The 19,398-nt window shown below is 61.2% G+C and carries 20 protein-coding genes; 8 read left to right on the forward strand and 12 right to left on the reverse strand.

The window, feature by feature from the left end:
- Nucleotides 1–3 precede the first annotated feature (3 nt).
- Nucleotides 4–1,221 carry an argininosuccinate synthase gene (locus tag ASD50_RS06950; RefSeq protein WP_056238730.1) on the reverse strand — a complete coding sequence of 406 codons (1,218 nt, stop codon included), beginning with the start codon at nt 1,219–1,221 and terminating at the stop codon, nt 4–6.
- 257 nt (nt 1,222–1,478) lie between these two features.
- Between ASD50_RS06950 and ASD50_RS06955 the strand changes: the two genes are divergently transcribed.
- Both ASD50_RS06955 and ASD50_RS06960 read left to right on the forward strand, forming a co-directional pair.
- Nucleotides 1,479–2,744 carry a Glu/Leu/Phe/Val family dehydrogenase gene (locus ASD50_RS06955; protein WP_056238734.1) on the forward strand — a complete coding sequence of 422 codons (1,266 nt, stop codon included), beginning with the start codon at nt 1,479–1,481 and terminating at the stop codon, nt 2,742–2,744.
- Between the two features lie 117 nt (nt 2,745–2,861).
- On the forward strand, nt 2,862–3,503 hold the full coding sequence (locus tag ASD50_RS06960; protein ID WP_056237975.1) for a LysE family translocator: 642 nt from the start codon (nt 2,862–2,864) through the stop codon (nt 3,501–3,503).
- On the opposite strand, the gene ASD50_RS06965 is transcribed toward ASD50_RS06960, so the two are convergent.
- The 3 genes from ASD50_RS06965 to ASD50_RS06975 form a co-directional block, all read right to left on the reverse strand.
- The gene (locus ASD50_RS06965; RefSeq protein ID WP_056237977.1) at nt 3,484–3,963 is read right to left on the reverse strand and encodes a hypothetical protein; all 480 of its coding nucleotides are present in this window, start codon (nt 3,961–3,963) and stop codon (nt 3,484–3,486) included. The genes ASD50_RS06960 and ASD50_RS06965 overlap by 20 nt on opposite strands.
- Nucleotides 3,963–5,198: a 23S rRNA (adenine(2503)-C(2))-methyltransferase RlmN gene (gene rlmN, locus ASD50_RS06970; RefSeq protein WP_056237982.1), complete on the reverse strand. Its 1,236-nt coding sequence runs from the start codon at nt 5,196–5,198 to the stop codon at nt 3,963–3,965. The genes ASD50_RS06965 and rlmN overlap by 1 nt, the downstream gene beginning before the upstream one ends.
- A gap of 86 nt (nt 5,199–5,284) precedes the next feature.
- A complete protein-coding gene (locus ASD50_RS06975; protein ID WP_056237986.1) occupies nt 5,285–5,995 on the reverse strand; it encodes an HAD family hydrolase in 711 nt (236 codons plus the stop codon).
- Nucleotides 5,996–6,112: 117 nt separating this feature from the next.
- Here ASD50_RS06975 and ASD50_RS06980 point away from each other — a divergent pair, with 117 nt between their 5' ends.
- A complete protein-coding gene (locus ASD50_RS06980; RefSeq protein WP_056237994.1) occupies nt 6,113–6,424 on the forward strand; it encodes a DUF1294 domain-containing protein in 312 nt (103 codons plus the stop codon).
- An 11-nt stretch (nt 6,425–6,435) separates the two neighbouring features.
- On the opposite strand, the gene ASD50_RS06985 is transcribed toward ASD50_RS06980, so the two are convergent.
- The 3 genes from ASD50_RS06985 to ASD50_RS06995 form a co-directional block, all read right to left on the reverse strand.
- Nucleotides 6,436–6,939, reverse strand: coding sequence for an invasion associated locus B family protein (locus ASD50_RS06985; protein WP_056237999.1), 504 nt, complete (start codon nt 6,937–6,939; stop codon nt 6,436–6,438).
- A 246-nt stretch (nt 6,940–7,185) separates the two neighbouring features.
- Complete coding sequence (locus ASD50_RS06990) at nt 7,186–7,548, reverse strand: YkvA family protein (RefSeq protein WP_056238002.1); 363 nt, start codon at nt 7,546–7,548, stop codon at nt 7,186–7,188.
- Nucleotides 7,549–7,638: 90 nt separating this feature from the next.
- Nucleotides 7,639–7,935 (reverse strand): 4a-hydroxytetrahydrobiopterin dehydratase, encoded by a 297-nt coding sequence (locus ASD50_RS06995; RefSeq protein WP_056238736.1) that lies wholly within the window; start codon nt 7,933–7,935, stop codon nt 7,639–7,641.
- 53 nt (nt 7,936–7,988) lie between these two features.
- Between ASD50_RS06995 and ASD50_RS07000 the strand changes: the two genes are divergently transcribed.
- Nucleotides 7,989–8,507 (forward strand): low molecular weight protein-tyrosine-phosphatase, encoded by a 519-nt coding sequence (locus ASD50_RS07000; protein ID WP_056238006.1) that lies wholly within the window; start codon nt 7,989–7,991, stop codon nt 8,505–8,507.
- On the opposite strand, the gene thpR is transcribed toward ASD50_RS07000, so the two are convergent.
- Both thpR and ASD50_RS07010 read right to left on the reverse strand, forming a co-directional pair.
- On the reverse strand, nt 8,411–9,007 hold the full coding sequence (thpR, locus tag ASD50_RS07005; protein ID WP_056238010.1) for an RNA 2',3'-cyclic phosphodiesterase: 597 nt from the start codon (nt 9,005–9,007) through the stop codon (nt 8,411–8,413). The two genes, ASD50_RS07000 and thpR, sit on opposite strands and share 97 nt — an antisense overlap.
- Before the next feature lie 127 nt (nt 9,008–9,134).
- Entirely contained in the window at nt 9,135–9,779 is a 645-nt protein-coding gene (locus tag ASD50_RS07010; protein WP_056238014.1) for an arylesterase, read from the reverse strand.
- A gap of 63 nt (nt 9,780–9,842) precedes the next feature.
- Here ASD50_RS07010 and ASD50_RS07015 point away from each other — a divergent pair, with 63 nt between their 5' ends.
- From ASD50_RS07015 to ASD50_RS07030, 4 genes are all read left to right on the forward strand, one after another.
- On the forward strand, nt 9,843–10,538 hold the full coding sequence (locus ASD50_RS07015) for an ABC transporter ATP-binding protein (RefSeq protein ID WP_056238016.1): 696 nt from the start codon (nt 9,843–9,845) through the stop codon (nt 10,536–10,538).
- Nucleotides 10,538–13,087: an ABC transporter permease gene (locus ASD50_RS07020; RefSeq protein WP_056238018.1), complete on the forward strand. Its 2,550-nt coding sequence runs from the start codon at nt 10,538–10,540 to the stop codon at nt 13,085–13,087. The genes ASD50_RS07015 and ASD50_RS07020 overlap by 1 nt, the downstream gene beginning before the upstream one ends.
- A 234-nt stretch (nt 13,088–13,321) precedes the next feature.
- A complete protein-coding gene (locus tag ASD50_RS07025; RefSeq protein ID WP_056238021.1) occupies nt 13,322–14,101 on the forward strand; it encodes a Bax inhibitor-1/YccA family protein in 780 nt (259 codons plus the stop codon).
- 104 nt (nt 14,102–14,205) lie between these two features.
- Nucleotides 14,206–14,778: a GNAT family N-acetyltransferase gene (locus ASD50_RS07030; RefSeq protein WP_056238023.1), complete on the forward strand. Its 573-nt coding sequence runs from the start codon at nt 14,206–14,208 to the stop codon at nt 14,776–14,778.
- Nucleotides 14,779–14,868: 90 nt separating this feature from the next.
- Here ASD50_RS07030 and ASD50_RS07035 read toward each other — a convergent pair whose 3' ends face one another.
- From ASD50_RS07035 to acnA, 3 genes are all read right to left on the reverse strand, one after another.
- Nucleotides 14,869–15,255, reverse strand: coding sequence for a DUF2794 domain-containing protein (locus ASD50_RS07035; RefSeq protein ID WP_056238026.1), 387 nt, complete (start codon nt 15,253–15,255; stop codon nt 14,869–14,871).
- A 351-nt stretch (nt 15,256–15,606) separates the two neighbouring features.
- A complete protein-coding gene (locus ASD50_RS07045) occupies nt 15,607–16,377 on the reverse strand; it encodes a DUF1223 domain-containing protein (RefSeq protein WP_056238740.1) in 771 nt (256 codons plus the stop codon).
- A gap of 172 nt (nt 16,378–16,549) precedes the next feature.
- On the reverse strand, nt 16,550–19,252 hold the full coding sequence (gene acnA, locus ASD50_RS07050; RefSeq protein WP_200952386.1) for an aconitate hydratase AcnA: 2,703 nt from the start codon (nt 19,250–19,252) through the stop codon (nt 16,550–16,552).
- Nucleotides 19,253–19,398 lie beyond the last annotated feature (146 nt).

The following is a 19,398-nucleotide window of genomic DNA, read 5'->3' on the forward strand; positions in this document are numbered from 1 at the left end:
GCATCAGCGATTGCGGGCGGCCAGCGTGCGCAACCGCAAGGCGTTGAGACGGATGAAGCCCTCGGCGTCCTTCTGGTCGTAGGCGCCGCGATCGTCCTCGAAGGTGACGAGGTCGTTGCGGTAGAGGGACTTCTTCGACTTGCGCCCGGTGACGATGGCGTTGCCCTTGTAGAGGTTCAGCCGCACCGTGCCTTCGACGTCTTCCTGGCTCTTGTCGATCAGGGCCTGCAACATGACGCGCTCCGGCGAGAACCAGAAGCCGTTGTAGATGAGCTCGGCATAACGCGGCATCAACTCGTCCTTGAGATGAGCCGCACCACGGTCCAGCGTGATCGACTCGATGCCGCGATGGGCGGCGAGCAGGATGGTGCCGCCGGGCGTCTCGTAGACGCCGCGCGATTTCATGCCGACGAAACGGTTCTCGACCAGGTCGAGGCGGCCGATGCCGTTGTCGCGGCCAAGATCGTTGAGCGCTGCCAGCATCGAGGCCGGCGACAGCTTCTTGCCGTTAAGCGCAATCGGATCGCCCTTGAGGAATTCTATCTCGATCTCGGTCACCTTGTCGGGCGCATCCATCGGCGAGACGGTGCGCTGGTGGACGAATTCCGGCGGCTCGCTCCACGGGTCTTCCAGAACCTTGCCCTCGGAGGACGAGTGCAGAAGATTGGCGTCGACGGAAAACGGGGCATCGCCCTTCTTGTCCTTCGGCACCGGAATCTGGTGTTTTTCGGCGAAGTCGAGCAGGTCGGTACGCGATTTGAACGACCAGTCGCGCCATGGCGCGATGACCTTGATGTCGGGGTTCAGCGCGTAGGCCGACAGCTCGAAGCGCACCTGGTCGTTGCCCTTGCCGGTGGCGCCGTGGGCGATGGCATCGGCGCCGGTTTCGCGGGCGATATCGACAAGGTGCTTGGAGATCAAGGGCCGCGCGATCGACGTGCCGAGCAGATAGAGGCCTTCATACTGGGCGTTGGCGCGGAACATCGGGAAGACGAAATCGGAGACGAACTCCTCGCGCACATCCATCACTCGGATGTCCTTGATGCCGAGCAACTCGGCCTTCTTGCGCGCCGGCTCCAGTTCGCCGCCCTGGCCAAGATCGGCGGTGAAGGTGACCACCTCCGCTCCCAGTTCGGTTTGCAGCCATTTCAGGATGATCGAGGTGTCGAGGCCGCCCGAATAGGCGAGCACGACCTTCTTGACGTCTTTCAGCTTGGACATGGGTGTTTCCGGTGTCTTTTCGATTGGTGGCGTGACGTGAAATTCGTGCGCACTCATAAGCAGGAAAGCGCTGCCGGACAAGCGTTGCGGACAATTGACGAAAGGTGTCGCCCCTGTGGTCCAAGCGAACGGCGGGATAAGACGAAAATCGTATGCTCCGGGAAATAAAGTTTCATTGGGCATTGCCCAATTTTTATGCAATGGAAAGCCCGTCCACCCCAGCACGCAAGTATCATCAAGCCAGACAGGAACTCATGATGCCCGAAGACAGCCTACTTGATAGCGCCCTTGTTCGTCTCGACGAAGCCGCCCGGCACATCAACGTCGATGCAGATGTTATCGAGAAGCTGAAATATCCGCGAGAAACGACCAAGGCGCGCTTGATGATCCGCATGGACGACGGCTCGCGAAAATCTTTCCTGGCATGGCGATGCCGCTACGACGACACGCGCGGCCCGACCAAGGGCGGCATTCGTTTCCACCCAGATGCCTCGGCCGACGAGGTCGAGATGCTGGCGTTCTGGATGACGTTTAAGTGCGCCGTCATGAACCTGCCCTACGGCGGCGGCAAAGGCGCGGTCCAGGTTGACCCGCGCAAGCTTTCCAAGGCGGAGCTGGAACGCCTCTCGCGCTCCTACATGCAGGCGTTCTCGCGCATCATCGGACCGGACCGCGATATTCCGGCGCCGGATGTCTACACCAACGCCATGATCATGGGCTGGATGGCTGACGAATACAGCCAGATCGTCGGACACGCCTCGCCGGCTGTCATCACAGGCAAGCCCCTGGCTCTCGGCGGTTCTGTCGGTCGTGGCGACGCGACGGCGCGTGGCGGCTATTATCTGGTGCGGCATCTGTTCGCCGAGCTCGGCCTCAAGGGCAAACTCCGCATCGCGATCCAGGGTTTCGGCAATGCCGGCCAGCATATTGCCTCACTGTTTGCGGCTGACGGGCACAGCATCGTTGCAGTTTCCGATTCCGGCGGTGCGGTGCAGGCTTCGGGCGGACTTTCCCTGGCAGCTCTGCTTGCTGCCAAGCAGGAAAACAATTCCGTCATCCACACCATCGGCAAGGACGGCCATGAAGCCTTGAGCGCGGATCAACTGGTGGGCGTTGAATGCGACGTGCTGGTGCCGGCGGCGCTGGAGAACATGATCCGCATCGACAATGCCGAGACGATCAAGGCGCGCGTGGTGCTGGAACTGGCCAACGGCCCTGTTACGCACGACGCCGACGAGATCCTCGCTAAGCGCAATGTCGTTGTGCTTCCCGACATTCTAGCCAATGCAGGTGGCGTCACGGTCTCCTATTTCGAATGGGTGCAGAACAAGCAGGGCTATTACTGGGAACTGCCGGAAATCCACGAGAAGCTGCGCGTCATCATGGAGCGCGAGGGCCGTGCCATCTGGGAACTGGCGTCTTCGCGCGACGTTACCGTGCGAACCGCTGCGTATGTCCATGCGCTCAGCCGTCTTGCCGAAGCGATCGAGGCGCACGGTACGCAGAGCTACTTTGACAGCTAAGCGGCGTATTCGGTAAATGGAGCAGACCGACGGCAAAAGCCGCCGGTCGCGTTACAACCATTCCTGGGCGCCGTGTTAAGCGGCGCCCTTTCCAATGAAAGCCGGGCGGACCAACAGATGTCCTTCGTTCCAGACCTTTCCGTGCTGATCCAGTTCTCCATCGCCACGATCATCCTGGCGATAACGCCCGGGCCGGACATGACGTTGTTCGTCAGCCGCACCCTGAACCAGGGGAGGGTGGCGGGTTTTGCCTCGATGGCTGGCGCGCTATGCGGGACGCTGGTTCACACGACACTGGTCGTTGTCGGTATCTCTGCCCTGATCGTCGCTTCGCCGACCGCGTTCTTTGCACTCAAGATTTTCGGCGCCGGCTATCTGGTATTCCTGGCCTGGCAGGCGCTCACCAAGGGTTCGGCCTTTTCGCCGGAGCAGAAGGGTGGACCGCAGGTTTCTCTGTTTCGTGCCTGGGCGGCGGGTCTTGGCGTCAACCTGCTCAACCCGAAGATCATCCTGTTCTTCATGACGTTCTTGCCGCAGTTCGTCTCGGCGCATGACCCGCATGCGCCCGGCAAATTGTTCTTCCTCGGCTTCATGTTCGTGGTGCTGTCGATCCCGGTAACCGCACCAATGGTGTTCGCTGCGGAAAAATTCTCGGTGGCAATGAAAGCCAGCCCGAAGATCACGCGCGTCGTCGACTATATGCTGGCAGGCGTATTTTCCGCCTTTGCGCTCAAGATTCTTACTGCTCAGGCGAAGTAGGCAGGCGTGGCGGAGGTTCGGAGCGCCAGCTTCCAGCCCAGCGGCCAGCGGTCAGCCAGTAGGCAATGCCACCGACCATGCCGCCGCCAATAATGCCAAGCGCAATCGGGGTGGCCGTCAGGTCGTAGCCGGCATCGACATTGCCTGACGCCGTTGCGATGAAGGCAATGCCGACGCCTGCGCCGAGCAATGCGTAAGAGAGCCAGTCCCGGCGGCCCAGTAATTCCGCCACGCCGATTGCGATGACGGACGGGACAAAGACGAAGTAGGCCACGAAAAGCGCGACGAAGGGGACGGAAAACAGCATGGCCGCTCCTGCCACGGGCCGCACGTCTTCTTCAAGAAATCCGGCGGATCCAAGAAAAAGCAGATGGATGAAAGCGCTGGCCGCCAAAACGGCTGCGACAAATCCAACGAGGATGACGGCGAAGCGGAGCAGATAGGCGAATATCCGCCCCATCATGCCTCGCCGTGGCCGGCGATCATCATCGCTTCAAGCGCCAGCCGGTCCACCTTGCGCATGCGCTCCGATTCAGACTTAAGCTGACCGCAAGCGGCGAGGATATCGCGGCCGCGCGGGGTGCGGATCGGCGAAGCGTAGCCGGCATTGTTGATGTAGTCGGCAAACTTCTCGATCGTTTCCCAGTCGGAGCACTGGTAGTTGGTGCCGGGCCACGGATTGAACGGGATCAGGTTGATCTTGGCCGGGATGCCCTTCAGCAGTTGAACCAGGGCTTTGGCGTCATCGAGGCTGTCGTTGACGTCCTTCAGCATCACATATTCGAAAGTGATGCGGCGGGCGTTGGACAGGCCCGGATAGGCGCGGCATGCGGCGATCAGTTCCTTCAACGGGAACTTCTTGTTGATCGGCACCAGAAGGTCGCGCAGATCGTCATTGGTCGCGTGCAGCGAGATTGCAAGCATGACGCCGACCTCTTCGCCGGTGCGGGTGATTTCCGGCACGACGCCGGAGGTGGAAAGCGTGATGCGGCGCTTCGACAGCGCAAGCCCGTCGCCATCGGAGGCGATCAGCAGTGCCTTCTTCACCGCCTCGAAATTGTAGAGAGGTTCGCCCATGCCCATCATGACGATGTTCGAGACCTTGCGGCCTTCCGAGGGCACGATGGCGCCGGCAGGCGTGTCGCGGTCTGGAAAATCGCCGAGCCGGTCGCGTGCCGTGAGCAACTGGGCGAGGATTTCTTCCGCGGTCAGGTTGCGCACGAGCTTCTGGGTGCCGGTGTGGCAGAAGGAGCAGGTCAGCGTGCAGCCGACCTGCGAGGAGATGCACAGCGTGCCGCGTCCTTCTTCGGGAATGTAGACGGTTTCGATCTCGACCGGACGGCCGGCGCCGCGCGGCGGAAACCGGAACAGCCATTTGCGCGTACCGTCGGTTGAAATCTGCTCTTCCACGATTTCAGGGCGGGAAACGCTGAAATGCCGGTCGAGAGCGGCCCGCAAGTCCTTCGAGATGTTGAACATCTCGGCAAAGTTGGAAACGCCGCGCACATAGAGCCAGTGCCAGAGCTGGCTGGCGCGCATCCTGGCCTGCCGCTCGGGCACGACGCCGGCGGCAACCAGCGCCTCGGCAAGCTCGGAGCGAGTAAGGCCGACAAGCGACGGCTTTTCGGGCATGGCGGCGCGTGCGGCCAGAGCGGCGCGGGTCGCGTCAGAGGTTAGATCGATAGATAGTGCCATTACGGTTCGTTTAATCGGTCCCGGGACCGGCTACAGACAGGATTTATCGGCCACATATCACAGGTGCGCCGCGCCGTCACCGGCAGCTAGCGCAGTTCGGTCAGCAGGCCCGGCAGTTCACCCAGATGGGCAAGCTGCCTGAAGCGCAGCTCGTCGAGCGGCGTTTCGGCGTGCTCCAGAACCCAGGTCAGGTCATGCGGGACGTAGACGCCCCATCCGCCGGCTTGCAACACGGGAACCACGTCCGACTTCAGCGAGTTGCCCACCATCATGCTTTTTTCCGGCCCGTCGCCGTGACGGCTGAAGATGCGGCTATAGGTATCCGGTTGCTTGCCGCTGACGATTTCCACCGCGTCGAACAGGTCGCCAAGCCCAGATTGGGCGAGTTTGCGTTCCTGATCGAAGAGGTCTCCCTTGGTGATCAGCACCAGCCGGAACCGGCCAGCGAGCTGCTCCAGGGTTTCACGTGCATATGGCAATGTCTCAATGGGATGGGAAAGCATTTCCCGGCCGGCCTTGACGATGCTTGCGATGATTTCCGCCGGCACCTTGCCTTCCGTGACTTCAATCGCCGTTTCGACCATCGAGAGGGTGAAACCCTTGATGCCGAAGCCGTAGAGCTGGAGATTTCGCCTCTCGGCGTCGAGAAGCCGCTGCTTGATGCCATTCGCCTCGGCGTGACCGGCAAGCAGGGAAACGAAATGATCTTCCGCCAGCCGGAAGAACTGCTCGTTCTGCCACAACGTGTCGTCGGCGTCGAAGCCAATGGTGGTAAGTCTTGGGTTGGCGAGAGACATGTCCGTGTGAGCCAGCAGGCTATCTGGTAGCCCTTGCGATATCATGCGGCAGCCGCCACGTCACGCCATAGGACGGCATTTGCGGCTTGTTAGCCGGTTGGGGTTCAGGATGCCGCCATGATATCCGTTCCCCAGCTGGTATTCGTCTTGCTCGCGGTCAACTGCGCCGCGTTCGTGGCCTTCTGGTGGGACAAGCGGCTGGCGGAGGCCGGCGCAAGGCGGATCAGCGAGCGGACATTGCTGGGTCTTGCATTGGTTGGCGGCAGTCTGGGCGCTATTTCAGCGCAGCAGATCTTCCGGCACAAGACCCGCAAGGAACCTTTCAGGAGCCTGCTTTACCTGATCGTGTTGCTGCAGATAGTCGCCGGCGCAAGCTGGCTGCTTGCGCCGAATAGCATGACCGATCTCGTTCGCCAGTTGGCGAGTTGACCTCAAGATAGCTATTTGCAGTTGGCTATGGAGCTCAACGCCGCCGAAATGCCTTTCAGCGAGAACACGTAGTTGGTGGCATTGCCGCGGCCCGACTTGGCCTGCACCTTCATATCCGAACCGCCTTTCATGGCGGCGATCAGCACCGGTTCCTCAGCGGCATTCTCGACCCACGCAGATTTGCCGCGCGTGAACATGGTGAAGGACTTGTCGCCAACCGAAACGGTGACCTTGGAATTTTCCTGAAAATTATAGCCGGCAATGAATTGCGGCTCGTAGGAAACCTGCTGGCCGGGCCGCTGGCTGACGAAGAAGAACATGTCGCCGTGATCGAGCGTCGGCGGCTGCTTGTCGGTCGGCACGGTCAGCACATAGCACACCTTGCCGTTGGCTGCCTGATAGCTGTAGGTGCCCCAGGCATTGTGCTGCCCGATCTTGGTTGCCTGCTGGGCGAGCGCTGGCGTCGCCGCGGCGATCAGCACCAAGCTTGAAATTGTAGCAATCAATCCGCGCATCGTGTTTCCCGTATTCCAAATGGTGCGGGGGCAGGCCGGCGTCTCGTCCTGCCCGTTCGCTTTATTTTGATTTAATCTGGGTTACCAAAGGATGAAGTTCTGCAAGAAAGCACTTCGCCATAGGAAACCGCCGCCATCTCGGCGCCCTGCCGTTTCCATCCGGCTCAGGCACCATGTCCCTGGCGCGACTTGGAAAGCAGGAAAAAGGCGAGAATTTGACTGGCGAGGCCAGGAACAGCTCGGCCATCAGCCGTTGTCGGCGATGGCCTGACGTGCGGCGAGCCTATGCGCCGGAGTGATGTGGGCACGAACTGCCGTGATCGCCGCCGTCAGAACGGCAATGTCGTCGGTGAAGCCCAGCCCGAGAATTACATCGGGAATGGTGTCGACGGGCAGGATGAAATAGCCGAGCGCCGCCAAAAGGATGCCCTTGGCGCGCAGCGGCGTGTTCTTGTCCAGCGCGCAGTAGTATGCGGCGACGACATCTTCCATGAACGGGATCTGCCGCGCCGCCTGTTTGGCCTTGCGCCAGAATTTCGCACGCACTTCGCTTTCGTTGGCGGGCTTCTCGCCAAGTTCGATGAAATCGAAGTCGTTGTCCTTTGCCATCGTCCGCCGTCTCCTTGCGGGCCTGCCTTCCAGGGATGCCCACATGCAAAATGTGGTAAAGGTCGACTGCCACTGCAAGATGAAACCGGTTCAACCGCCGAAGATGCGATTGATCTTCTTCGCCAATTCCATGTCGAGCGCGGTCAGTCCGCCGGCGTCGTGGGTATTCAAGGTGATGTTCACGGTCTTGTAGACGTTCGACCAGTCGGGGTGGTGGTCCATCTTTTCCGCCGCAAGCGCCACGCGCGTCATGAAGGCGAAGGCTTCGGAAAAGTTTCGCAAGGTGAAGACGCGGTTGATGGACCCGCTGTCGGCGGCGAGTGTCCAGCCTTGCAGACCGGCCAGTGCTTCCTTGATTGCGTCCTTGTCGAGTTTTTCTCGTCCCATGCGGTCCATCCATGCTATCGGCAATTGGTGCATGCAAACATAGCGCGGGATCGATGGACGCGAAGCCCAAAAAATCAATCCTGTTCGTTTGTCTCGGCAATATCTGCCGCTCGCCCCTGGCCGAAGGCGTGTTCGCCGCGGTCCTGGAGGAAAAGCGGCTGAGCGAACATTTCGAACTCGATTCGGCAGGCACCGGCGGATGGCATGCCGGATCGGCGCCTGATCCAAGATCGGTAGCGATCGCCGCCAGTCATGGCATCGACATTTCGGGGCAGAAGGCGCGCAAGGTCAACGCGGACGACTTCTCGCGCTTCGATCTCATCTTGGCCATGGACCGCAGCAATGTCGAGGAGCTTCAGCGCCTTGCGCCGGCGGCCGCCCGCGAGCGCATTCACCTCTTCCTCGAATTCGCCGATGGCAATGTGCGCGACGTGCCCGACCCGTACTATGGCGGCCCGGATGGCTTTGCCGCCGTCTACCGCATGATCCGCGATGCGTCGGATGTGCTTTCGAGCCGGTTGGCCGAGCGCATGTCGGTGTCCAGGAGCGGCCACGCCTCCTCGACGATGTAAGGGCCGCCACCAACGGAATCGCGCGACGACATCAGGACGAACCTGCCGACGCGGAAGGGCGTTGCGGCGAAGTTGCCGCGCTCCGACAAGTAGGAAGCGACTTCCAGCGGGCTGGAATTGCGCAGTCTTGCCAGCGTGACGTGCGGCATGAATTTGCGCGGATCGGCCGGGATGCCCATACGATGACAGATGCGGTCGATTTCAGCCTGCAGGGCCGTCATGTCCGGCGAAGCGGTTACCCCGGCCCAGACCGCATGCGGCTTCTTCTGGCCGAAGGCGCCGACACCGGACAGCGCCAGCGTGAACGAGGGCCGCCGCACACGGTCGAGATCATTGGCGATGTCGTCGGCTATGTGGCCGGCCACATCGCCGATGAAACGCAAGGTGATGTGGTAGTTTTCGACATCGATCCAGCGGGCGCCTGGCAGACCTCCCCTAAGAAGCGAGAGAGAGAGGGCAGCGTCACGCGGAATTTCGAGGGCGGTGAAAAGACGTGGCATTGGCAGCCTCCTGTCCCCGAATCGAACTCTCTTGATCTAGCGAATCACCGATGGCAGGCCGGGGCAAGCAGTTTGTTGTCCGCAGGAGCGCCCGGCGCTTTCCCTGACGGAAGCTGTGACTATTGTGCTACTGGGCCGCCGGCAGGCCGGCGATGGCCTTTTCCATTGTCGGCAGGAAGCGTTCGACCATGCGTTCGACACCTGCCGCATTTGGGTGCATGCCATCCTCAAGCTGCATGGATTTGTCGCCGGCTACGCCATCGAGGAAGAATGGATAGAGCGTAGCGCCGTATTTTTCCGCCAGTTTGGGGTAGATGGCGCCGAATTGTTCGCCATAGGCGTGACCGAGATTAGGGGCCGCGACCATGCCGACGAGCACAACCGGAATGCCGCGCGCTTTCAGGCGTGACAGCATGGCGTCAAGATTCTGCTCGACCAGAGCAGGATCGACGCCGCGCAGCATATCGTTGGCGCCGAGTTCAAGGATAACGAGCTTGGTTCCATCCGGAACGGACCAGTCGAGGCGGGCGAGACCGCCGCTGGTGGTGTCGCCGGAGACACCGGCGTTGGCGACGTCGATGTCGTGGCCTTTGGCGCGGAGCGCGGCCTGCAACCTGTCGGTGAAGCCTTCGCCGGGGCCAAGGCCGAAGCCTGCCATCAGGCTGTCGCCGAATCCCACGACCGGCAACGGCTCGGCCCGGACGGAAGCCGCTGGCGCAATCGTGAACGCCGAGAGCGTGACAATCAGGGCAACGATGTGTTTGAAAGCCATCAGGCAGGCCCCATATGACGAGGGTAATTTCAGGACGTTTTCCCCATATAGGATGAATCCGCTTTGACAGAAGCCGTCATCGAACTGAAAGACGTGTCGTTGACGCTGGGAGAGGGGGCTTCGTCAGTCCATGTGCTGAAGGGCGTCAGCCTCTCCATAGAAGCAGGCGAGGCAACCGGCATCGTGGGCCCATCCGGGTCGGGCAAGTCGACCCTGCTGATGGTTGTGGCCGGGCTGGAGCGGGTGGACCAAGGCACCATACGCATCGCCGGCGAATTGCTTAACGGCAAGAGCGAAGACCAGATCGCGGCCTTTAGGGGCCGCAATGTCGGCATCGTATTCCAGTCGTTTCACTTGATCCCCAACATGACTGCGCTTGAAAACGTGGCGGTGCCGCTCGAACTGGCCGGTCATCCGGACCCGTTTGCTGTCGCGGAAAAGGAACTGGCTGCTGTGGGCCTGAGCGATCGCGTCACTCATTATCCGGGCGAGTTGTCGGGCGGTGAACAGCAGCGCGTGGCCATTGCCCGTGCGCTTGCCCCTTCGCCATCAATCCTGATCGCGGATGAGCCGACAGGCAACCTCGACCAGGTAACCGGAAAGCAGGTTGCGGATCTTCTGTTCACCAAGGCCGCCGAACGCGGCATGACGCTCGTACTGGTGACACACGATCCGGCTTTGGCGGCACGCTGTGCACGCCAGATCGCCATGCGCTCGGGGCGCATCGAACCAACACCCGCCGTCAAGGCGATTGCCTAATGACTTTGGCCAGGACGCTTGCTCTCGCTTTGCGGTTTTCCTTGCGGGAAATGCGCGGCGGACTGTCGGGCTTTGCCGTATTCCTTGCCTGTATCGCACTTGGCGTGGCAGCGATCGGTGGCGTCAATTCGGTTGCACAGTCGATTTCCGATGGTGTTGCCAACCAAGGCCAGCCGTTGCTGGGCGGCGATTTGCGCTTCCAGCTCAACCAGCGTGAGGCGAGCGCGGAGGAGCTTGGCTATCTCGAAGGAATGGGGACGGTGTCCCGCAGCGCCAACATGCGGTCCATGGCGCGACTGGTAGACGGCTCGGATCAGGCGCTGGTCGAGGCCAAGGCCGTCGACTCCGCATATCCGCTCTACGGGTCGCTGGAGACGCAGCCCGTCCTTTCCAGAAGTGAATTGTTTGACGAGCACTCGGGTGTATTCGGGGCGGCAGCACCGGAGCTTCTTCTCGAGCGGCTTGGGTTGAAGCCGGGCGACAGGATCATGCTGGGCGAGGCCACGTTCGAACTGCGGGCCGTTCTGACCACCGAGCCGGATGCCGTTTCGGACGGTTTCGGCTTTGCTCCCCGCCTGCTCGTGTCGATGGAAGGGCTGAGCGCTTCCGGTCTGATCCGACCGGGCAGCCTGGTCGAGCATTCCTACAAGGTGAGGCTGCAACCGGGAGCAAACGAAGCCGAGGTAAAGAGGCTGGAGGAGCAGGCACGCGCAGCCTTCCCGCAAGCGGGCTGGTCGGTGCGCACGCGCACGAACGCCGCGCCGGCGCTGTCGTCGAACATCGAGCGCTTCTCGCAGTTCCTGACGCTGGTCGGCCTGACCGCACTGGTCGTTGGTGGTGTTGGCGTGGCCAATGCGGTGCGCGCCTATCTCGACGGCAAGCGCTCAGTCATCGCGACCCTCAAGAGCCTTGGCGCATCGGGCGGCTTTGTCTTCACGGTCTATCTGGTGCAGATCCTTGTGATTGCGGGGCTGGGTATTGTCGTCGGCCTTGTGCTTGGAGCGCTGATGCCGTTCGCCGCCAGCGCGGCGTTGCAATCGGTGATCCCGGTCCCGGCTCAAGCTAGCGTCTACCCCGGTGCGCTTGGGCTTGCCGCGGCTTTCGGCGTTCTGGTCACGCTGGCCTTTGCGCTCCTGCCGCTGGGGCGTGCGCGCGACGTGCCCGCAACTGCCCTGTTTCGTGAAATGGGTTTCGCAAGCCGCGGCATGCCGCGCGCAGTCTATGTTATAGGCGCGCTGGTGATTGCACTTGCCCTTGCCGGCTTGGCGATCTTCAGCGCCGATGATCGCCGCATAGGCTGGATCTTCGTCGGTGCGACGGTGATTTCCTTCCTCGTCCTGCGGGTTGTCGGCTTTCTGGTGCAATGGCTGGCGAGGAAAGCGCCCCGTATCCGTTCGACGGTGCTGCGGCTTGCGGTCGGCAATATCCATCGCCCCGGCGCACTGACGCCATCGGTGGTTCTGTCGCTCGGCCTTGGGCTGACGCTTCTGGTAACGCTCGCGTTGATAGACGGCAATTTGCGCCGTCAGATTGCCGGCAGCTTGCCGCAGATGGCCCCGAACTTCTTCTTCGTCGATATTCAGGCCAGCGATGTCGATGCGTTTTCCAAGCTCGTTGCTGCCGAGGCTCCTGATGGAGCGTTGGTAAAGGTGCCGATGCTGCGCGGCCGCATCATGGTGCTGAATGGCATCGATGTGGCCAAGGCCAATATCCCCGCCGCAGGGGCGTGGGTATTGCGTGGAGACCGCGGGCTTACCTATGAGGCCAACCTGCCGGCCAATGCGACGCTGAGCGAGGGAAGCTGGTGGCCTTCGGATTATTCCGGCGAACCATTGGTGTCGTTTTCGGCGCATGAGGCGCAGGAACTGGGTCTCAAGCTGGGCGATACGGTGACCGTCAACGTGCTGGGCCGCAATATCAGTGCCCGGATCGCCAGTTTCCGGCAGGTTCAATGGGAAACGATGGGCATCAATTTCGTCATGGTGTTCTCGCCAAACACTTTTGCGGGTGCGCCACATAGTTGGCTGGCGACGCTGGCGGACAAGGGGGCGACCCCGGCTGAAGACGCGCGCGTGCTCAATGCCGTTACCCGTGCCTTTCCGGCGGTGACCACCGTTCGGGTCAAGGATGCGCTGGACATCGTCAACCGGTTGGTTGGCGAGCTTGGCGTCGCCATCCGGGCTGCGGCTGCCGTTGCGCTCGTTGCTTCCGTGTTGGTGTTGGCGGGAGCCCTTGCCGCAGGCAACAGTGCCCGCATCCACGATGCGGTGGTGCTGAAGACACTCGGTGCGACGCGCAAGACGCTGATAGCCGCGTTTGCGCTGGAGTATATGCTGATCGGGTTGGCCACGGCAGTATTCGCGCTGGCAGCAGGCGGGGTCGCGGCATGGTTCGTGGTGAGCGAAATCATGACGTTGCCTTCGCAGTTCTCCGCCGAGGTTGCGCTGACGACGATTGTCGTTGCCCTGGTGCTTACGGTCGGGATCGGACTGGCGGGAACATGGCGGGTGCTGGGACACAAGGCAGCGCCCGTGTTGCGCAATCTTTGATCTCCGAGAACGTGCCCGACCCCAGGAATTTCGTTAATTCTTGGTAATCTTTAGCCAAATTGCGCCCGATACCTGCATTTTTATGCTTTCACGAAGCGTTGCCGGTGGTTACAGGTCTTGTTCTGGAGGCGAAGAACCCTCATATTTTGCCGTAGGCATGCTGGAGCCCCGCCAGCGGCGCCTGGGTTGGAAAGAACCCGACACCCGACGGGGCAGAAGCAACAGAGGAATTCCATGGCTGAACCCCTACGCAACTACCAGACGCGCACGGTTCCCTATGGCCGCACGGATGCGGCCATCGACGAGGGCCTGCGCGCATACATGATCCGCGTCTACAACCTGATGGGCATGGGCCTTTTGATCACCGGCCTTGCCGCCGTCGCCACCATCATGATGGCTACAACCAATGACCCGTCGGCTGCCGTCGCCACGCTGCCGAGCGGCCAGATGCTGACTTCCTTCGGCTACGCGATCTTCGCTTCGCCGCTGAAATGGGTGGTCATCCTCGCCCCTCTCGCTGCCGTGTTCTTCCTGTCGTTCCGCGTGCAGTCGATGAGCGTGCCGGCTGCCCAGACTACTTTCTGGGTCTATGCCGGGCTTGTCGGCCTGTCGCTGTCGTCGATCTTCCTCGTCTACACGACCGCGAGCGTGACGCAGACCTTCTTCGCCACGGCCGCCGCTTTCGGCGCACTGTCGCTCTACGGCTATACGACGAAGCGTGACCTGACCGCGATGGGCTCGTTCCTGATCATGGGCGTCTTCGGCCTGATCATCGCGATGGTCATCAATATCTTCCTGGCGTCTTCGGCGCTTTCTTTCGCCATTTCGGCGATCGGCGTGCTGATCTTCGCTGGCCTTACCGCCTACGACACGCAGAAGATCAAGGAGATGTACTTCGAGGGTGACGACCAGGCTGTTGCCGGCCGCAAGTCGATCATGGGTGCGCTTACCCTCTACCTCGACTTCATCAACCTGTTCATGTTCCTGCTGCAGTTCATGGGCGACCGCCGCTAAAAACGGCTGGACCAGATGAATGCCAAGGGCGGCCCAACGGCCGCCCTTTTCATTTGCTGCGATTTTTGATGTAATAAAAGGCATAAAATGAAAATGCCTATTTATTGAGCAAAATGATGATACGGGAAGCAACGGTAACGGATATCGACAGGATCACGGAGATCTATTCGGATGCCGTTCTAAACGGCACTGCGAGCTACGAGCTTGAGCCGCCGGCGCTAGCCGAAATGCGGGTCCGTTATGACACGCTGCGCGCTGGCGGTTTCCCGTATCTGGTTGCCGTGGACGGATCGGGTGCCGTTCTCGGTTATGCTTATGCAGGGCCATTCAGGACGCGTCCGGCCTACCGCTTCATCGTCGAGGATTCGGTCTATGTGGCACCGGAAGCGAAGGGTCGGGGAGTTGGCATCGAATTGATGCGTGCGCTGATCGAGGCAGTGCGGCAACTCGGCTTTCGGCAACTGGTTGCGGTGATCGGTGACGGCAGTCCCGGCAGCGCGTCCGTTCGCCTGCACGAGAAACTGGGTTTTTGCCATTGCGGCCGGCTGCAAGGCTCCGGCTACAAGCATGACCGCTGGCTGGATACGGTGTTCATGCAACTGGAGCTGAATGGTGGCATATCTCGTGAGCCTGATGCCCACTCGTTGCCCGAGCGAAAATTCCGCCAAGGCGTTTGAAGCTCAGTCGGCCACCGGTTGCAAGTCTGCGCTAACGCTTTGATTTGGCATGGAGAAAGCGGGACACAGCTTTTTGTATTCTGCGCTGTTCTAGGCCTTTACGAGCCTGAGGCTGCTGTCGAAGACGCCAAGCACGCGCGCAAGTTCATGACCGCGCTTGAGGATGCGGCCACCTGCCGCCACAACCGAAAACGCGCCCTGCCGCCGGGCCAGCCGGGGGTCCTTGACGATCTGGAACAACGGCACCTCGCTGGCGCGCCGGAACACCGAAAACACCGCGCGGTCGGACAAATGGTCGATGGCGTAGTCGCGCCACTCGTTGGCGGCGACCATGCGTCCGTAAAGCCTCAGGATCAGATCGAGCTCACGCCGGTCGAATGCGACCGGCATATCGAGGCGCTCGCGGCGCGCCTCGTGAAGTGGGATCAATATTGCGGATGCGTCTGGGTCCCCCGTGCCTCCGCCGCCTTCAGTCATGCCTCAATCCTTCGAACAGGCCAACGCTGATATGGAGGTTCGCGCTTTCATGGGTGAAATGCAAGGGCAAGACCGGGGGCGGTGTCATGCCGTGGCGCGCACGGCTGTTGTCACGTTTATGAACGAGGTGTTGGAATTGGTGATGCGCTGCCACATTTTCGCCGTTTTTTATCCGCGCTAACGCCCCAATGTCCGACGAGTTTACCCATGTTGCCTGAGACGGTTCGGTCCGGCACTGGCTCGTAACCCCCAAGCCCCCCGCCCACGGGTCTGAGTCGGATCGAACCAACCTCGCCACGAGCGAGGCAAAGGGGCAGTTTCCTCGCTTCTTGCCAGTTTGATCGGCTCGACCTATCGAGGTTTTGGGCGTGTCACAAACGCCGCTCCGATGATCGGCCCGGGCAGGCCGTCTTTGGCGACAGATTGCAAAAGCACGGCACAGCCACCCTTCTTCGTGACCTCGCTGGCAGGCAGTTCGTAACGTTGCGCCTTGCCGTGCCACATGCCAGCGGTCTGGATGCCCGTCACCGCATTCCAGTAGGTCATCTTGCGGCCGCCATTCTCGCCTTTGCCGATCTCGATCGTCTGCGGCGGGTCGAAATAAACGATCACGACATGCGCCATGGCTGTCTCGGACGCGCTCGGGGCAGTCGCGTCCCCGGCCTCGATGATTATGCCGTCGCCGTCGCGCTTGACCTTGATGGCGACCTGCATGCCGTCGCCTGATTTTCGCAGTTCCGCCAGCGCGCCGTCGACCGCCGTGCGGCTGGCTCCATTGACGTGGGTTCTTCCGTTGATGATCGCTTGCGGCGTATAGACCGAGCGGCCACCGAAGGCCCGCATGTAGTCATACTGGCGTTCGGTGTTTTCCTTGCGGCTCAACGTGTCGCGCCAGCCGAGATAGTCCCAGTAGTCGACATGGTAGGCCAGCGCCACGATGTCTTCCTTGCCGGCAAGTTCGGTGAACAGCTGGTCGGCGGGCGGGCATGAATTGCAACCTTGGCTGGTGAACAATTCAACCACACCTAAAGGCTTGTCGATTTCCGCAGCAAAAGAGGCTCCGGCACATGCCGACAATGCGAGCGCAAGGGCCGCCAGCCGCAATGGTTTTCCAGATGCCATGGCACTTCCGAATCCGCCGGCTTGCCCGACTTTTTTCTCGTTGACGACCTGTTTGGCAGAAGCGGCAGTCAACGGGAAGTCACGTTGCGGTGAAATTTGTGTGCCATAGGTAACAAAGCCGCCGGAGTTTCCTCCGGCGGCTTTGGCTGTTGGTCTGGTGGTGTCGCGGTGATCAGGCGACCAGGTCGCGCAGCACGTATTGAAGGATTCCGCCGTTCTTGAAGTAGTCGAGTTCGTCAACCGTATCGATGCGGCACAGGATCGGGATGGACTTCACGGTGCCGTCGCCATAGGTCACCTTGGCAGCCATCTTCTGGCGCGGCTTGATCGTTTCAAGCCCGTCGATCTCGACCATTTCGTCGCCCTTGAGGTTGAGGGAGGCCCATGAGGTGCCTTCCTCGAACACGAAGGGAATGACGCCCATGCCGACCAGATTCGAGCGATGGATGCGCTCGAAGGACTGGGCGATAACGGCACGCACGCCGAGCAGGTTGGTGCCCTTGGCAGCCCAGTCGCGCGACGAGCCGTTGCCGTACTCGACGCCTGCGAAGATGACCAGCGGCACGCCTTCCTTGCGGTATTCCATGGCGGCGTCGTAGATCGACATCTCCTCCTTGGACGGATAGTGGATGGTGTAGCCGCCCTCGCGCCCGTTTTCGCCCAGCATGTGGTTGCGAATACGGATGTTGGCGAAGGTGCCGCGCATCATCACTTCATGATTGCCGCGGCGGGTGCCGTACTGGTTGAAGTCGGCAACCGCTACGCCATTGTCGGTCAGGTACTTGCCGGCGGGCGAAGCAGCCTTGATCGAACCGGCCGGGGAGATGTGGTCGGTGGTGATCTTGTCGCCGAACAGGCCAAGCACGCGTGCGCCCTTGATATCGCCGATCTTGCCCGTGCCGCTTTTCATCCCGACGAAGTAAGGCGGGTTCTGCACATAGGTCGACTTGTTGTCCCAGGCGTAGGTCTGGCCTTCCGGAACCTTGACCTTCTGCCAGTTCTCGTCGCCCTTGAAGACGTCGGCATATTTGCGGGCGAAGAGTTCGCGCGTCACGTTCTTTTCGATGAACTCCTGGATTTCCGCCGAACTCGGCCAGATCTCCTTGAGGTAGACGGGCTTGCCATCGCGGTCTTCGCCAAGCGGCTCGGTAGTCAGGTCAAGCGTCACGGTGCCGGCGAGAGCGTGGGCTACGACCAGCGGCGGCGAAGCGAGATAGTTCGCCTGCACGTCCGGCGAGACGCGGCCCTCGAAGTTGCGGTTGCCGGAGAGAACGGCAGCGGCGATCAGGCCCTTGTCGTTGATGGTCTTGGAAATCGGCGCCGGCAGCGGGCCAGAGTTGCCGATGCAGGTGGTGCAGCCGAAGCCGACCAGGTTGAAGCCGATCTGGTCCAGTTCCTTTTGCAGGACGGACTTTTCCAGATATTCGGCGACAACCTGCGATCCGGGCGCCAGCGAAGTCTTGACCCAAGGCTTCTGCTTGAGACCGCGACGGTTGGCGTTGCGTGCCAGAAGGCCGGCGCCAATCAGCACGCTCGGGTTGGAGGTATTGGTGCATGAAGTGATGGCCGCAATCACCACGTCGCCGTGGCCGAGATCATGCGAGGTGCCCTCGACTGCGTAGCGCTTGTGGATTTCGGCTGCCTTCTTGTACTCGATATCCATCGCCTTGGCGAAACCGGCCGGAATGTCCTGCAGCGACTGCCTGCCTTCCGGACGCTTGGGCCCGGCCATCGACGGCACGACATCGCCGAGATCGAGTTCAAGCGTGTCCGTGAAGACAGGGTCGGCGGAGCCGTCGTCGCGCCACATGCCCTGGGCTTTGGAATAAGCCTCGACCAGTTCGATGCGGCTTTCGGCACGACCGGACATGTTGAGGTAGCGCAGGGTTTCGCTATCGACCGGGAAGAAGCCGCAGGTTGCGCCATATTCGGGACCCATATTGCCGATGGTGGCGCGGTCAGCCAGCGTCATGTTGGAGAGGCCGGGGCCGAAGAACTCGACGAACTTGCCGACGACGCCCTTCTTGCGCAGCATCTGGGTGACGGTGAGCACGAGATCGGTGGCCGTGACGCCTTCCTTCACCTTGCCGGTGAGTCGGAAGCCGATCACTTCAGGCAGGAGCATGGAAACCGGCTGGCCGAGCATGGCAGCCTCTGCCTCGATGCCGCCAACGCCCCAGCCGAGAACGCCGAGGCCGTTGATCATGGTGGTGTGGGAATCGGTGCCGACGCAAGTGTCGGGATAGGCGACCGTCTCGCCGTCGTCCGAGTTGGTCCAGACGACCTGGCCGAGATATTCGAGATTGACCTGGTGGCAGATGCCGGTGCCGGGCGGCACGACGCGGAAGTTTCGGAACGCCTGCTGGCCCCATTTCAGGAACTTGTAGCGTTCCTCGTTGCGCTGGTATTCCAGCTCGACGTTGCGCGAGAACGCCATTGGCGTGCCAAACTCGTCGACGATGACCGAATGGTCGATGACCAGGTCCACCGGCACCAGCGGATTGATTTTCTGCGGATCGCCGCCAAGTGCTGCGATGCCGTCGCGCATCGCGGCAAGATCGACGACAGCAGGCACGCCGGTGAAGTCCTGCATCAGGACACGCGCCGGGCGATAGGCGATCTCGACGCCTGCGGTACCCTTGTCGGTCAGCCATCCGGCAACTGCCTGGATACTCTCCTTGGTCACCGAGCGACCGTCTTCGTTACGCAGGAGATTTTCCAGCAGCACCTTCATCGAATAAGGAAGCTGGGCGATACCAGTCAGGCCATTCTTTTCGGCTTCGACCAGATCGTAGTAGACATATTCGGCGCCACCGGCGGTGAGAGTGCGGCGGCAGTTGAAACTATCGAGAGATTTGGACACGTGCGATCCCATCCTAAAGTCGGTTCAGCCTGAATGGGAACGGACTCCGATGGCATGCTTATCACGCGCAAAGGTGCGGGTACGGCCATTTCCGCTGTCCACCCCCAAGCGTCCGGGCCGTTAAAGGCGGCTCGCGCGCTGGTTCGGCGCAAATTGGG

The organism is Mesorhizobium sp. Root552, from assembly GCF_001427285.1.
In the GTDB taxonomy this organism is placed as follows: domain Bacteria; phylum Pseudomonadota; class Alphaproteobacteria; order Rhizobiales; family Rhizobiaceae; genus Mesorhizobium.